This is a genomic window from Spiroplasma sp. DGKH1, assembly GCF_040940205.1.
In the GTDB taxonomy this organism is placed as follows: Bacteria; Bacillota_I; Bacilli_A; order Mycoplasmatales; family Mycoplasmataceae; genus Spiroplasma.
The window spans coordinates 13,654-29,200 of record NZ_JASTWG010000004.1; the positions used below are offsets into that span (position 1 = coordinate 13,654).

The following is a 15,547-nucleotide window of genomic DNA, read 5'->3' on the forward strand; positions in this document are numbered from 1 at the left end:
ATGGTTGATGAAAAGAATATTAAAAAGTTGTTTCCTTTTTTTGCAAATAATCCCAATGAAATTTATTTTGATTCTGCGGCAACTACTTTAAAACCGCAAGTTGTAATTGATGGTATTATTGAATATTATAGTAAATATGGGACTAATCCCCATAATACTGATAGTGACTTAGCATATGAAACATACCAAAAATTCAACCAGGTGCGGACAAAAGTGCAGAAATTTATTAATGCAAAGGATAGTAACGAAATTGTTTTTACACCCGGAACAACTTTTGCATTAAATCAAATTGCTTTTGGTCTGGAAGATACTATTCAACCGGGAGATGAAATCCTAATTACTTACCAAGAACATGGGTCTAACATTTTACCATGATATCGTTTGGCAAAAAATAAAGCAGCAACTGTTAATTTTATTCCGTTAAAAAATCATACCCTTGATTTAGTGGCTTTAAGCAAAATGATTAGCGAGAAAACAAAGGTAATTAGCTTTGCGAACATTTCTAATATTTTAGGTTATGAAATTGATGTTGTTGCGGTAAGTCAAAAAATTCGGGCTTTAAATCCTAATATTATAATAGTAGTTGATTGTGCCCAAGGAATTTTACATACTAAAACGGATGTCCAAAAATGGGATGTGGATTTTATTTGTTTTTCAGCACATAAGATGTTTGGACCAACTGGGGTTGGGGTTTTATGAGGTAAAATTAACCATTTAAAAGCATTGCCCCCCTTGATCGTTGGTGGAGATATGAATGCTCGCATTAGTAGCGATGAGTTGTCATATCTTTTAAAAGAAGTTCCCTTTTGTTTTGAAGGAGGAACCCAGAATATTGCTGGTATTTTGGGGCTTGCGAAAGCAATTGATTTTATTAACGAAATAGGTTTAGATAATATTATTGCTTATGAACAACAATTAAAACAATATGCTGTTGAACAATTTAATTTAAAATTAAAAGATAAGATAGTTGTTTATAATCCTGATGCCAAAACGGGGTTATTAGTATTTAATGTTAAAGATAAATTTGCCCAAGATGTTGCAACCCACTTAGGAACAATTAATCACATTACCGTGCGGAGCGGAGAACATTGTTCAAAATTAATTAACCAAGTTATTGGAGAAAGCAATACGGTGCGAGTTAGTTTTTCAATATATAATAATAAAGAAGAAATCGATAAGTTAGTGCTAGCATTAGTTAATGAACAAGATTTTTTAGGAAGGTTGGTGTAAATGAGAATGGAAAATAAAGATCCGATATTTTTACGGCAAATAATTATGGAACACTATGCAAACCCTACCCAAAAGGGTCTTTTAAAAAAACCAAATAGTCTCTATGTTCATCAAGCTTCGGATTCTTGTATTGATGATATGCACCTTGAACTGGAAATTGCTGATAATAAAATTACGAGTGCAAAATTTGATGGGATTGGGTGTGCAATTTCTACCGCTGCCACAGATATTATGGCTGGTGAAATTGTTGAGAAACCAGTTGCAATGGCAATTAAAATTATTGATAATTATTTAAATATGTTATTTGAAAGAACATACGATGAAACAATGTTAAATGAATTAATTGCTTTCATTAATGTTCCCAAACAACCCAACAGAATCAAATGCGCAAGTATTGGGGTTAATGGTTTCTTAAAGTTATTGCAAGAATATGAAAAAACACAAAAATAAAGGTGGTGGATTAAATGCCAAAGTTAAAACAAGAAAAAGAAATTAAAGATCTTTCAACATATAAATATGGCTTTAGTGATGGTGATATTTCTTATTTTCATACTGACCAGGGAATTAATGAAGAAGTAATTCGAAAAATTTCAAATTATAAAAATGAACCTGCATGAATGTTAGAGTATCGCTTAAAGTCATACCATAATTTTATGAAAATTAATAATCCCAAATGGGGTCCTGATTTATCTTTTATTAATTTTGATGAATATGTTTATTATTCAAAATCAACTGATAAAATTGCCAAAACTTGGGATGATGTTCCTGAAAAAATCAAAAATACTTTTGACCGCTTAGGAATCCCCGAAGCTGAAAAAGAATTTTTAGCTGGAGTCAAAGCACAATATGATAGTGAACCAGTTTATGGTAGCATGTTAAAAGAAGTTGCTGAAAAGGGTGTTATTTTTTTAGACTGTGATACCGCGTTAAAAGAACAACCAGAATTATTTAAAAAATATTTTGGTACTTTAGTTCCTAATAGTGATAATAAATATGCAGCACTAAACGGTGCAGTATGGTCTGGAGGTTCCTTCATTTATGTGCCAAAGGGTGTTAAATTAGATAAACCATTGCAAGCATATTTCCGGATTAATTATCAAAATAGTGGCCAATTTGAGCGAACTTTGATAATTGTTGATGATGATGCCGAACTCCATTATATTGAAGGATGTACGGCACCAATTTATTCCGAGGATTCATTACATGCGGCAGTGGTTGAAATTTTTGTTGGGAAAAATGCTAAAATGCGTTATACTACAATTCAAAATTGAAGTGATAATGTCTTAAATCTAGTAACTAAAAGAGCAATTGTTGAAGAAAATGGTCAAATGGAATGAATTGATGGAAATATTGGTTCAAAAATTAATATGAAATATCCTAGTTGCATTTTAAAAGGCCGAAATGCCAAGGGTCAATGTATCTCAATTGCGGTTGCTAAAGAAGGTGTTATTCAAGATGCTGGAGCAAAAATGATTCACTTAGGAAAAAATACTTCTTCTAAAATTATTTCAAAATCAATGACCTTTAATGGTGGTTCAGCAAATTACCGGGGTTTAGTACAAATTGGTCCGAATGCTCAATATTCAAAAGCCAGGGTAGAATGTGATACTTTAATTTTAGATGGGAAGTCACATTCCGATACCATTCCTCAAAATAAAGTTTTTAATAATGAATCGCAAATTGAACACGAAGCAACCGTAAGCAAAGTTTCAGAAGAACAATTATTTTATTTAATGAGTCGGGGTTTAACTGAGCAGCAAGCATTAGAAATGATTGTAATGGGTTTTTTAGAACCATTTACCAAAGAAATTCCAATGGAGTATGCCATTGAATTAAACCAATTAATTAAAATGGATATGGAAGGTAGCGTTGGTTAAGCAATGGCGAAATCAAAAGATGAAATTCGTGCCGAAAAATTATTTTACCGGCAAAACCTTGATAAGAAATACTATCAAAAAAGTAACCGAATTATTCGGAAAAAACTATTAAAGGTGCCCGCTTTCCAATTGGCAAAAACAATCGGGATTTATTATTCAGTTAATAAAGAAGTTGACACGCTAAAAATTATTAAATATTTATTAAAACATAAATATAATGTTGTGTTACCACGAATAGTTGGTGCTGCTTTGCAATTTCACCAAATTAATAATTTACAAACTGATTTAAGCTATAATGCAAAGTATAAACTATATGAACCAGATAATAAATTGCCAATTTATGCTCCCCAGCTGATTGATGTAATGATTATTCCCTTATTATCCTATGATCTTGACCATCATCGTTTAGGATATGGGAAAGGTTTTTATGACCGTTATTTAAAAGACTTCAGGGGAACTAAGATTGGTTTAGGTTATCACTTTCAATTTGTTGAAAAATTGCCTTGTGAACCCCACGATATTCCCCTTGATATAATTGTTACTAATTAGTACTTTAATAAATTAGAAAAAAGTTTGCCGCTCGGTTCAGAGCTTCTCTTGATATAATCTTTTTAGTATTAAATTATTACATTAAGATTTAGTTAAAAGAAGAGGAGAATGCTAATGGCACAGCACGCAGCGACGGCAAAACATGTTCCTTCTTCAACACATAATAATTCATCTAATAAAAAAGGACTTCGTCAAGCAGGTTATATCTTTATGGTTATTAACACTGTCTTTTTAGCTTTTGCAATTATTCCAATGATCTGATGTATTCCAATGACAAGGGCCGCTAAAAAGAAAATCAACAATTTAAATGAATCTGCAATCTGCTTAGGTATTTTTACCTTTTTATTTGTTAGTTTTATTGGGGGAATTTTATTACTGTGTGGAGGGAGTGCCGAATAAAATAGGGTTAACCTATTTTTTTATTGAAAAAAAATGTAGATGACCTACATTTTCTTATTATTAATATTTTCTTGCACTGATTTTTGATAAGCTTGTTGACCTTTGATCATTAAACACAACTGAATAATTCCAATAAAGCCCATTAGCACAACAAAACCACAAGCAATATAATTAAAAATTATTTTTATTTTAAATCGCTGTGGATTTTTAGTTTGAATTGCTAATAACGCTGTAGTATTCTGAAATGAACTGTGCGAATGCTTCTTTTTTTCTTGGTAGTATTTGCAAAGAAAACTTACTTCAAAATATAATAGTGTCCCAAAAAAGATTAGCGGTATTATTTGAATGACAGGTGGGATTCACTGGCCATGAATTAACGAAATTATTGCTCTTGTAAAAATTGAAATTGTTAAGGCGGCATCTAAGATTGCAATAAAAATGATGCTACTAAAATAATAATTGATTTTTTTATCAATTGCCATTATGAAACTCCTTTCTAAATTTAATCTTATAAATTTAGAAAGATAACATTATTTTTAACCTCCAAAATTATTTTCAGTCTTTTTAAATATAGAGATTTTTTAAAATTAACAACATAATTAATAATTATTCGAATTTTTAGAAAAATTACAAACATTCTTTTTAACCAAGGATAATATATTTTACTTTTAATTAGTTGAAAATGAAAATATAAAAACTTAATAAGATTATTAATTCCCAATTTAGTAACATGCTTAACTTGGCTAAAAATATATTTAACTTTAAATTTAAACCAAAAAACTAAGCAAGTAAAAACAATTAAAATAATTAAACCAAAACTAATTAAACTGGCAATTATTAATGAATAAGGAATTAATAGTATTCTATTATTTAAATTAAAGTTAGCATTTAAAACCACATTGATTCCTTGTCATAATAATAAAATTGGCAAAAGATTATAGAAGAGTGGTTGCAGTTCTGTAACATTGTTTTTATTTTTATATCATTTGTAAGTTTGTAAATTTTTAGAAATTTCAATAGTTCTTTTTAAAAATTTAACAATTCAAAAAACAGCAAACCAAGTAATAATAATTAGCATAGTGATATTACTTATTATAAAAAATGGTAAGGCAAAAGGAGAAAGCAAACCAAAGCTTACAAACAAGAAAAATATTGATAATGGTCTTGATAACAAAATTTTCTTCATCTGATGATCTCCTTATTTTTGAATAAATTATAACATATCTTGCCAACACCCTTCAGTGACAAAATAAAAAGATAAAATAGGCAATAAAATATTTTATGTTAAAATATAAATGTATTATATTTAATGTTAAGAAAGGCGGTGGTTATCCATGGAATCCAGACTGGAATGTCCGATATCCGGCATTAAATTACATAATCTACAGGGTATTAGTTTTAAATTTAATACATTATTTTGTAATATTTCTAAACCACAAATGGATAACTGCAGCAATGATGATCAATAATAATAAATAATTTTTCATTTTTTTGGTTGCTTCTTATCTTATTTTGTTGTGTTTAGAAAAAGAAAGGAAGCCCAAAAATGTTCAGAAAATATAGAGAAAAATTAGCTCTTAAAAAGAAGCTAAATTTTAATGATAGAAAATTAAAACTTTGTGCATCTTTAGACCAACCGGAATTATTAAAAGAAATGAAACAAGACGAGTTTGGAATTAAAGATCACCAAGTGGAAGAATTACAAAAAGAACATGGTTATAATGCAGTTGATCCATCAAAATTTAATTGAGGGTTGAATTTCCTAAAATCTTTTTTTGGACCTTTCAACTTAGCTTTGCTGGCAATTTGTATTTATAACTTTTATAACTACTTTAGTACCGCTGTTAGTGATCGTAGTTTAGGAGATATTTTATCACCTTGTATCGTCGCTTTAATGATTCTAGCTAGTGGGACTGTGGTATATGTCCAAACTATTAAAGCACATTTTGTAACTAAAAAACTAATTGGCATTGTTAGTAATAAAGCAACGGTCATTCGTAATTTAGAAAATTATCAAACAATCAATCAAGATAATATGTTTGAATTAGTAAAAAAAGCACACGATCTTGATGTAAAGGAATTAGTTCCCGGTGATTTAATTTATTTATCAAGTGGGGATATGGTTCCGGCTGATGTTCGTGTTTTAGTTAGTAAAGACTTATTTATTAACCAAGCTGCCTTAACAGGTGAATCAGTGCCAGCTGAAAAACATGCGACAACTACTAATACTAATTTATTAGAATTAGAAAATATCTGTTTAGCTGGAACAAGTGTAATTTCAGGTAGTGCGATTTGCTTAGTTGTTCGTACTGGTAAACAAACATATTTCTCATCAATTTCAGATGTCTTAAAAGAACGCCGACCATTAACAAGTTTCCAAAGCGGAGTTAAACGTGTGACATTCTTATTAATTATGTTTATTTTAATTATGGCCCCAATTATTTACTTAATTTATTCAGGAACAAAAAGTGACTGGGTGGGAGGAGTTGCATGGTCAGCTGCTGCTGTTGTCGGAATTATTCCTGAAATGCTACCAATGATTGTTACTTCTAACCTAGCACGGGGAGCTTATAAATTAAGTAAGAATAAAGTGGTAATCAAAAATTTAGGTTCAATTCAAGATCTGGGAGCCATTGATGTTTTATGTACTGATAAAACGGGAACCCTAACCAATGATAAAATTGAACTAATTGATTTCTTAACCTTGGATAATAAAAAAGAACCAGAATTATTAAAATTATTATATTTGAATAGTTATTTTCAAACTGGAATTAAAAATCCGCTAGATAATGCAGTGCTTAGTTTTGTAAAAGAAAATGAATATCGATTCAATATTAATAATTTTCATAAAGTTGATGAAATTCCCTTTGATTTTGAACGTCGCCGTTTAACAATAGTTGTCAATAATGATAATGGGACTAAATTAATTACTAAGGGAGCCATTGAAGAAGTTTTAAAAATTAGTACTAAAATTTACTACCAAGATAAAATTGTTGACTTAGATGATAATTTACGAAGACAAATTAAAGCGCAACTTGAACGCTTAAACAACCGTGGTTTTCGTGCGTTAGGACTAGCATATAAAAATGTTAGTGCTGATAAAAAAGCATTTAATATTGAAGATGAAAATGAACTAATCTTCTATGGTTATGCTAGTTTCTTAGATATTCCAAAACCTTCTGCTCATAAAATGGTTAAAATTTTAGCTTCACGGGGAGTAGAATTAAAAATTTTAACAGGAGATAATGAAGCTGTTACACGTTCAATTTGTGAACGAGTAGGAATGAATATTAAAGGAATTATCTCGGGGGAAGAATTAGATGGTCTAGCTGACTATGAATTAAAACGAGTAGTTGAAAAAAATAATGTTTTTGTAAAATTGAATCCCCTTGAAAAAGCACGGATCATTAATATTTTAAAATTAAATGATCATGTCGTTGGCTTTATGGGTGATGGAATCAATGATGCTCCCGTGTTACGCCAAAGTGACATTGCCATTTCAGTTGATAATGCCACTGATATTGCTAAAGAAGCTTCAGATATTATTTTGTTAGAAAAATCATTAGATGTTTTAGAAAGTGGAATTGAACAAGGAAGATTAACTTTTGGAAATATTCTAAAATATATTAAAATAACAATTGCTTCGCAATTTGGAAATGTTTTCACTTTACTTATTGTTGCTGCTTGAATCCCTTTTGAACCAATGATGCCCGTACAAATGTTATTACAAAATTTAATTTATGATTTCTCACAATTTGCAATCGCATTTGATCGTGTTGACCCCGATTTCTTATTAACCCCACAGCGCTGGAAAACCAAAGGGTTCTTACCATTTGCGCTAGTTAATGGTCCAATTAGTAGTGTCTTTGATGTAATTACTTTTGCCATCTTTGGCTATGGATTTGGTGTTTTAGCAGCATATCATGCTGACCCAACTTCAGCCAATGCTGCTCATCATGTGGCAATGTTCCAATCAGGATGATTTATTGAAGGATTAATTACCCAAACTGTTGTTATGCAAATGTTTCGTACTAAAAAAATTCCCTTCTTCCAATCATATGCAACATGACCTGTTAATATGACAACAACAATTGTGATCTGTTTAGGATTCTTAATTCCTTATGCCTTCAATAATGTGTTTAGTATGACACCCCCACCAGTAATCTATATTCCAATTGCCCTTGCGGTAATTGCCGGTTACTGTTTGGTTGCCCAGTTTTCAAAAGTTGCTTATATTCGAGTTGCCAAAAATTGACTTTAATAACCAAAAACGTTTATTTAATTAAACGTTTTTTATACTATAATATAAATGTAGAGATAATTTATGGAGAGTGAGATTAACTATGGAAAAAGTAAAAGAGTTTGAATTAAAACTACGCGATGGTAAAGATTTACATATGTATGAATGACTAAACGTCGAAAACCCAAAAGGAGTTTTACAATTAGTACATGGGTCATGTGAGCATGCCTTACGTTACCAAGACTTTGCTAATTTTTTAAATAAAAATGGTTATCTAGTAATTGCCAATGATCATCGTGGTCATGGAAAAACTGTTAAAAATAAAGAGGATTTTGGTTATTTTGCCGATGATAATGGCTGACAAATTTTAGTGGATGATTTATATGAAGTAAATAAATATATTCAAGAAAAGTATCCGCACTTACCAATTGTGATGTTTGGACATAGTATGGGCTCTTTTTTGGCTCGCCATTATGCAATTGAACATGGTGATACGTTAAAAGCTGTTGTTTTTTGTGGGACTGCTCATTATGGAACTTCAACTTTAAAATTTGCCCGTCGAGTTGCTGCTCGTCATCAAAAAAAATATGGGCCAAAAGTATTAGACAAGTTTATTCATAAACATTCTTATGCTCCCTTAAATAAAAAATTTAGAAAAGAGGGCAACACCGGTGCCGAATGAATTTCAAGTGATAAAGATGTCCAACAAGGATTTTTAAAAGATCCATTAACTTTTCCAGTATTTACAACAAGTGGTTATAAAGATTTATTTAGTGGCTTAATGTATATTGAAAACAGGGATAATATTCAAAAAACTCCAAAGCAGTTACCAATTTTATTTTTATCGGGTAAAAATGACCCAGTTGGAAAATTTGGAAAGATGGTTATTAAAACACATAAAAATTATTTAAAATATGGTTATCGAGCAGATATTAAATTATATAATGAAATGCGCCATGAAATTTTAAATGAAAAAAACAAAGGTGAAGTTTATCAGGACATTTTAGCGTTTTATAATAGTAATATTTAGTAGATTAAAAAATGTGAATTTTAAGTTGTTTAAAATTCACATTTTTTCTTTTCTATGTTAATCTTCGTAATTAATTTGCTTTTTATTTTTAAGTAATGATCACATAAAGAAAAGAATACTTATTCCTCCCATAATTGGGGCTAGAATAACAGTAAAAATAATCCCCGTTTTTAACAAAGGCAATTCTGAGCTCTTTAAAATTTGACGAGGAGTCGTAAATTTTAAAAATTCAAAACCATTAACCTCATTTCCTAAGAAAACTATTTTTTGGCTACTGATTAAAATTAAACCAAGAACCATAAAAATTAAGGTTATGATTATTAAAATTAAAGTTGCTTTTTTCATTAAACCTATCCTTTTTATCAATTATTTATATATTTTTATAATTCATGCTATTCCTTACGTTTATCTTAACGAAAAAAATAAAAAAGTAAATCTATTTAAATAAAGATTAATAAAAGTAATATAATATATTATGGATAAGATATACTAGAATATTTTACTTGTTTAGACATAATAAAATAATTTAATAGAAAGGACATGAAATATGAAAAAGTTAATTTCAATTTTTAATGTGGGGATTTTATCAACAACCCCTTGCTTCTCAATTTTGGGTTCCAGTGCTAATGATGTGCTACCTCCAAGTAATATTGAAAATCTTGCCACCGATGTTGACAATCTTGCGAGGCAATATTACTCGGTTGATCATTTCATTAATAACAATTTAACTAGTGCCAAATACATTGCTTCACTTTTGCAAAGCACAACAGGTTATGCGGAAGCTTACTACACAAAAGCATTAAATTCAAATGTTATTGAAACATTTGATGACACATATACTAACAATACAAATAATAATCAAAAAATAAAAACCCAATCATATTCAAAAACAATAACTAATACTACTTCATGAAGTATTACAGGGGGTACGAAAACTAAAATTACTGAAAAAGTTAATTTCATTTTTTTTGAAGGAAAAATTAGTGCAGAATTAGATATTTCAGGAGGCTATACTAATACAACAACAGAAACGGAAACAGTTGAAGCTCCCGAACAAGAATTTATTTTGCCAGCTAATAAAACAGGGGTGGTTACTTACATCATTGAAGAGGGAACTTATCAAAGTGATGGGCGAATAAGATTTTTTGTTTCTCCTGATACTTTAATTTGAACATCAACATGAGAAGACTCAGCTGGGGGGCAGCATTCAGCGCCTTTTAATCTTCGAGGATTAGTTGAATATTTTAAATCACATGGTTATGGTAAATATTTTTTAAATAATTACCAAGGTGATTCTGTAATTACTGTCGATAATCTTGACAACCCTCAAAAAATTTCGTTAAATTTACCAATTTCATGAGTTTCAAAAGGTGAAAAAATTAGTGTAGAGTATAAGGTTAAATAATAGAAAGGAAAATTATTAATGAAAAAATTATTATCGTTATTTGCAAGTGGTATTATAATAGGTTCATCTTGCACTTCTTCTTTGTTAGAAACTAATAAATTTTTTAATCTTAAAAATAATGAAACATTACCACCAACTACTTTAGAAAACTTAATGCAAGATATTAATGAAAAGTGTTTACGAGTTAATCCTGGTGTTTATCCAACCGAATCGTTATCTGATGCTACAGCCGATTTAGCTAATCGTTTTATTGCTAACAAAACAGGGATTGTTTCCGTTTATGATTTTCATCCAATTAATTCAAATGTTGTTGAAACTTTTAGCAGTAGTTTTTCTAATACTTCTGATTTGTCACAGACATTTAAAACCCAGTCCTATTCAAAATCTGTTACAAATACCATTTCATATTATATTGAAGTTGGAGTAAAAATTAGTGGTTCTTTTAATTTTTCAGTATTTTGAACAACCACTTCGGTAGATGTGGAAGTTGATTTATCAGGTAAATATAGCCATACCACAACCACAACCGAAAAAGTAACAGCACCTAGTCAAACGGTTACTGTTAATCCCCATTCTAATTTGGACGTTACTTATATCATTGAGCAGGGATCGTACGGAGCTAATGGTAGAATTAAATTCTATTTACCATTAGATACAATTTTTTATGGTTCATTAATGAGTGATGGATATACCCATGGTTATAATATAAAAAATCTAGCCCACATATTAGCTTATGAAGATGGCTATGGTAAATATTTACAAGAAGATTACAATGGGGATTCTGCACTAACAGTTGATGACATTGCTAACCCTAAACATGTATCTTTAAATTTACCAATTTCATGAACATCACAAGGTGGGGCATTTACTATTTCATATAATGAAACAAGGATCTAATTTTAAGGTAATTTGTTTAAAATAGCTAATTATTTAGCTATTTTTTAAAAGTTAAGATCAGATTGAGAATTCTATTGTTTTTTAAATAATTTATGCTATATTTATATAGGCACTTATTTTAGATAAGTAAAATTACTGAATAAAATGTGCTTAAATGTGGTAGAAATAAAATTATTTCGTTTGGACCACAGCGAGAATTAATATATATAAGGAGGAATTGCTCGTGGCAAAAATTACAAGAATTGCTAAATTAGAATTTCCAGCTGGACAAGCAAAACCAGGGCCAGAGTTAGCATCATTAGGGATTAATATGCCCCAATTTACTACACAATTTAATGAAGCAACCAAAGACCGAATGGGAGATATTGTTCCAGTTGTTATTACTGCTTTTGATGACAAGTCATTTAAATTTGAATTAAAAACAACACCGGCTGCTATTTTATTAAAAAAAGCGGCTAATATTCAAAAAGGTTCACCAAAAGCAAAAGAACAAAAAGTAGCGACAATTAGTGTCGATCAAGTTCGTAAAATTGCTGAATATAAATTACCAGATTTAAATGCTAATGATGTTGAAGCAGCAATGCGAATTATTGCCGGAACTGCTAAGAATATGGGAATCGTTATTGAAGGAATGGAATCTTCGAAGGAAGGTAAAAACTAATGGCTAAATTTGGAAAAAAATATAATAAAGTTGTCGAATTAGTTGATAAAAATAAATTTTACCCCATTTCAGAAGCAATTGAATTAGCCAAAAAAACTACAACCACAAAATTTGATTCAACAGTTGAAGTTGCTTTTAACTTAAATGTTGATCCTCGTCATGCTGACCAACAAATTAGAGGGGCAGTTGTTTTACCAAAAGGAACTGGAAAAACACAAAAAATCTTAGTGTTAACTAATACCAAAGAAACTGAGGCCAAAGAAGCGGGCGCTGATTTTGTGGGCGGAAAAGATATGATTGAAAAAATCCAAAAAGAAAATTGATTTGGATTTGATGTTATTATTGCAACTCCTGATATTATGGCAGAATTAGGAAAAATTGGGAAGTTACTAGGACCAAAAGGTTTAATGCCAAACCCAAAAACAGGAACAGTAACTCCGGATGTAAAAAAAGCCGTTGAAGAAGTTAAAAAAGGAAAAGTTGAGTACCGTGTTGATAAAAATGGTAATATTCATGCAATCTTAGGAAAAGCATCATTTAAAGCCGAAGACTTAAAAGCTAATTATGATGTTATCTTTGACACAATTCGTAAAGCAAAACCATCCGCTGTTAAGGGAGCATATATTAAAAATATTGCTGTCACAACAACAATGGGTCCGGGAATTAAAGTTTTAATTGAATTATAAAATAAAAAGTTATCTTAATTAAGATAACTTTTTATTTACTACTAGTTGGTTGTTGTTGAGTAATACAATGAATATTACCCCCACCAAGGAGAATCTCACGGGCCATAATTGGTTCAATTTTATGGTTTGGGAAAACTGTTTGTAATGTTGTAATCGCCAAATCATCATATTTATCACCAAAAATTGGGAGAATAATCGCTTGATTAGCAATATAAAAGTTAGCATAACTAGTTGGCATTCGTAATCCTTCTGCTCTTGCCATTGTGTTGGAAAGGTCAATATCGTCAGCTTCAACTGGTTCAATAAATAATGGCCCTGGTTGGTGCAATTTTGTAACTTTAATTTCCCGCCCTTTAGCATCCAAAGTAGTTGTTAAAATTTGATAAGCTGCTTGCGAACGTTCATACTGAGGATCATCTTTATCTTCGGTTCATGTTAATAAGACATGACCCGGAGCAACGACATGTAACATGTTATCAACATGGCCATTAGTTTCATCATTATATACTCCAAAGGGCAACCAAATTACTTTATCAACCCCACAAAAAGATTTTAAATTTTCTTCAATTTGTTCTTTCGTAAGATGAGGATTGCGGTTTTTATTTAAGAGACATTCTTCTGTTGTGAATAATGTTCCCTCCCCATCAGTATGGATACTACCACCTTCAAGAACAAAATCAGGGCGGTAATAATCAATATTAAGAATCTCACAAGTTTTTTGGGCAATTGCATCATCTTTATCCCACGGAAAGTAAAGCCCGCCTAGTAATCCTCCTCAGGCGTTAAAAATTCAGTCAACTCCCCGAATTTGGCCATTCTTATTTTTGACAATTGTTGGACCGACATCTCGCATTCAAGCATCATCATTTGAACATTCAATCACCCGAACATTTTCACCCAGGAGGTTACGAGCATGTTCAAATTGTTGATAAGAAACGAGCATTGTTACTTTTTCATATTTAGCAATTGTATTAGCAACAGTGGCATAAGCTCGTTGGGCTGGCTTTCCTCCTTGTCGTCAATTATCTGTTCGTTCTGGTCAAATCATTCAGCATTGGTCATGTGGTTCTCATTCTGCAGGCATTCAAAAACCATCGTTTTTAGGAGTTGATGTTAGTTGTTTGCTCATAATTGTTATCTCCTTTCATTAAATTAATTTTTTTAGTTTGATGATGTGCTCATCATATTAAAAGTTCACCAATAATAATACAAATCATAGTTCCGATTAAGGCAAAGGCAATAAACTGCCCACCATCATTTCATGCCCAAGTTTGTTGGTGGATAATAATTTTACCAAATAAGAATAAAATAATACTTAAACATAAAATGAGCATTGGAATAATAACCACAATTCATTGGAATCATTGTGGTCCGGGAATTTTAAATGGCCGTTTTAAATTTGGATACTTATAACGGATAATAAGAAAACTTGGAAAGATTAATAAATAGGGGAGTAAGAAAATAATTGACGAAAAGGCATATAGTTGTCAAAAAATATCCGAAATCTCTCCCGAAGGGGACATTACACCCGCAATAATTAATAAAATTGTACAGATAATTCCGGTGATAATGGTTGATCAAAAGGGTGAATTATTTTTTAGAACTGTGGCAAAGGTCTTTGGAAATTCTCCGTCACCGGCTGCTTCTTGAATTGCTTTATTAGCACCGGTACTTCAGGTAATCATATTTCCAAAAAAAGTAAATAATAAAAACACCCCTAAAATTTTTGTTAACCATTCCGGGAAGACTTTCCCGATTGTTTGAATAATTCCATTGGAGATATCTAGTGTTTTAATATCAGTCACAATATTAACAGCAATTGTTCCAATTAGATAACAAATTACGATTGTTACCCCTGCTAAAATAGTGGATAAGGGAATATCGCGTTTCGGGTTTTTCATACTACTAGTAGTATTTGACCCTAATTCAAAACCGGACAGATTATAAATAATCACCGGAAGAAAGACAATCCCTTGGGTTCAGGATGGAACAATTCCATACTGAGGATCATTAACTTTTGTCGCAATTGGATTACCAGTTGCCAATCAAGTAATTGCTGCTGCGATTAACCCCACGGTTACAACTAATTTTGAAATAGTTGAAAAATTTGGTAATCATTTAATATAATTAAAATTAAGTAAACCAACTAGCACCGTTAGTCAAGTAATAGCAATTGCAATGCCAATTTGAACTCATAAGGATAAGGGGTGAGTTGGAAAAAATATTTTTGACAAACTTGATGAGAAGGCGATGTAAACTGATGACATTCATAAACCGACATTTAATCAATAAAATCAGTTTGTTCGGGCTGCTCACCGGTTACCACAGGCTTTTTTAACTCAGGTGTAAATTCCACCATCATCACTATAAGCAGCTCCTAATTCAGCTGTTATTAAACCATATGGTAAAAAATAAAAGATTGATAAAATAATTCAATAGATAATTGATTGTCAACCAATTGCTGCTGCTGAAGCAAAGGAATCTAAGACAAAGACAGCGCTAAAGGTAAAAGCAATAATATTAAATAACTTTAACCCTTTTTTTGCTTTAGCCATGGTTATTCTTGCGGAATG

The 15,547-nt window shown here is 30.9% G+C and carries 16 protein-coding genes; 11 read left to right on the top strand and 5 right to left on the bottom strand.

Annotated features, from left to right (window positions below; all coding sequences use genetic code 4):
• The 5 genes from QPK10_RS03675 (at position 1) to QPK10_RS03695 (ending at position 4,055) form a co-directional block, all read left to right on the top strand.
• Positions 1-1,230: an aminotransferase class V-fold PLP-dependent enzyme gene (locus QPK10_RS03675; RefSeq protein ID WP_368486678.1), complete on the top strand. Its 1,230-nt coding sequence runs from the start codon at positions 1-3 to the stop codon at positions 1,228-1,230.
• Positions 1,231-1,680, top strand: coding sequence for a Fe-S cluster assembly sulfur transfer protein SufU (gene sufU, locus QPK10_RS03680; RefSeq protein WP_368486679.1), 450 nt, complete (start codon positions 1,231-1,233; stop codon positions 1,678-1,680).
• 14 nt (positions 1,681-1,694) lie between these two features.
• On the top strand, positions 1,695-3,107 hold the full coding sequence (gene sufB / locus QPK10_RS03685) for a Fe-S cluster assembly protein SufB (RefSeq protein ID WP_368486680.1): 1,413 nt from the start codon (positions 1,695-1,697) through the stop codon (positions 3,105-3,107).
• A gap of 3 nt (positions 3,108-3,110) precedes the next feature.
• On the top strand, positions 3,111-3,656 hold the full coding sequence (locus tag QPK10_RS03690) for a 5-formyltetrahydrofolate cyclo-ligase (protein WP_368486681.1): 546 nt from the start codon (positions 3,111-3,113) through the stop codon (positions 3,654-3,656).
• A gap of 114 nt (positions 3,657-3,770) precedes the next feature.
• Entirely contained in the window at positions 3,771-4,055 is a 285-nt protein-coding gene (locus QPK10_RS03695) for a hypothetical protein (protein ID WP_368486682.1), read from the top strand.
• A gap of 44 nt (positions 4,056-4,099) precedes the next feature.
• On the opposite strand, the gene QPK10_RS03700 is transcribed toward QPK10_RS03695, so the two are convergent.
• Complete coding sequence (locus QPK10_RS03700; RefSeq protein ID WP_368486683.1) at positions 4,100-4,537, bottom strand: hypothetical protein; 438 nt, start codon at positions 4,535-4,537, stop codon at positions 4,100-4,102.
• A 26-nt stretch (positions 4,538-4,563) separates the two neighbouring features.
• The gene (locus tag QPK10_RS03705; RefSeq protein WP_368486684.1) at positions 4,564-5,241 is read right to left on the bottom strand and encodes a hypothetical protein; all 678 of its coding nucleotides are present in this window, start codon (positions 5,239-5,241) and stop codon (positions 4,564-4,566) included.
• Between the two features lie 360 nt (positions 5,242-5,601).
• Here QPK10_RS03705 and mgtA point away from each other — a divergent pair, with 360 nt between their 5' ends.
• Together mgtA and QPK10_RS03715 are read left to right on the top strand one after the other, a co-directional pair.
• Positions 5,602-8,316, top strand: coding sequence for a magnesium-translocating P-type ATPase (mgtA, locus tag QPK10_RS03710; protein WP_368486685.1), 2,715 nt, complete (start codon positions 5,602-5,604; stop codon positions 8,314-8,316).
• An 82-nt stretch (positions 8,317-8,398) separates the two neighbouring features.
• The gene (locus QPK10_RS03715; protein WP_368486686.1) at positions 8,399-9,325 is read left to right on the top strand and encodes an alpha/beta fold hydrolase; all 927 of its coding nucleotides are present in this window, start codon (positions 8,399-8,401) and stop codon (positions 9,323-9,325) included.
• A 57-nt stretch (positions 9,326-9,382) separates the two neighbouring features.
• On the opposite strand, the gene QPK10_RS03720 is transcribed toward QPK10_RS03715, so the two are convergent.
• On the bottom strand, positions 9,383-9,670 hold the full coding sequence (locus QPK10_RS03720; protein ID WP_368486687.1) for a hypothetical protein: 288 nt from the start codon (positions 9,668-9,670) through the stop codon (positions 9,383-9,385).
• A 202-nt stretch (positions 9,671-9,872) separates the two neighbouring features.
• Between QPK10_RS03720 and QPK10_RS03725 the strand changes: the two genes are divergently transcribed.
• From QPK10_RS03725 to rplA, 4 genes are all read left to right on the top strand, one after another.
• Positions 9,873-10,730: an ETX/MTX2 family pore-forming toxin gene (locus QPK10_RS03725; protein ID WP_368486688.1), complete on the top strand. Its 858-nt coding sequence runs from the start codon at positions 9,873-9,875 to the stop codon at positions 10,728-10,730.
• Positions 10,731-10,748: 18 nt separating this feature from the next.
• Positions 10,749-11,627 (top strand): ETX/MTX2 family pore-forming toxin, encoded by an 879-nt coding sequence (locus QPK10_RS03730; protein WP_368486689.1) that lies wholly within the window; start codon positions 10,749-10,751, stop codon positions 11,625-11,627.
• Positions 11,628-11,850: 223 nt separating this feature from the next.
• Positions 11,851-12,288: a 50S ribosomal protein L11 gene (gene rplK / locus QPK10_RS03735; protein ID WP_047791881.1), complete on the top strand. Its 438-nt coding sequence runs from the start codon at positions 11,851-11,853 to the stop codon at positions 12,286-12,288.
• Complete coding sequence (gene rplA, locus QPK10_RS03740) at positions 12,288-12,974, top strand: 50S ribosomal protein L1 (protein WP_368486690.1); 687 nt, start codon at positions 12,288-12,290, stop codon at positions 12,972-12,974. The genes rplK and rplA overlap by 1 nt, the downstream gene beginning before the upstream one ends.
• 31 nt (positions 12,975-13,005) lie before the next feature.
• Here rplA and aguA read toward each other — a convergent pair whose 3' ends face one another.
• The gene (aguA, locus tag QPK10_RS03745; RefSeq protein WP_368486691.1) at positions 13,006-14,103 is read right to left on the bottom strand and encodes an agmatine deiminase; all 1,098 of its coding nucleotides are present in this window, start codon (positions 14,101-14,103) and stop codon (positions 13,006-13,008) included.
• Positions 14,075-15,529 (bottom strand): APC family permease, encoded by a 1,455-nt coding sequence (locus tag QPK10_RS03750; protein WP_368486692.1) that lies wholly within the window; start codon positions 15,527-15,529, stop codon positions 14,075-14,077. Before QPK10_RS03750 ends, aguA begins: the two co-directional genes overlap by 29 nt.
• Between the last annotated feature and the right edge of the window lie 18 nt (positions 15,530-15,547).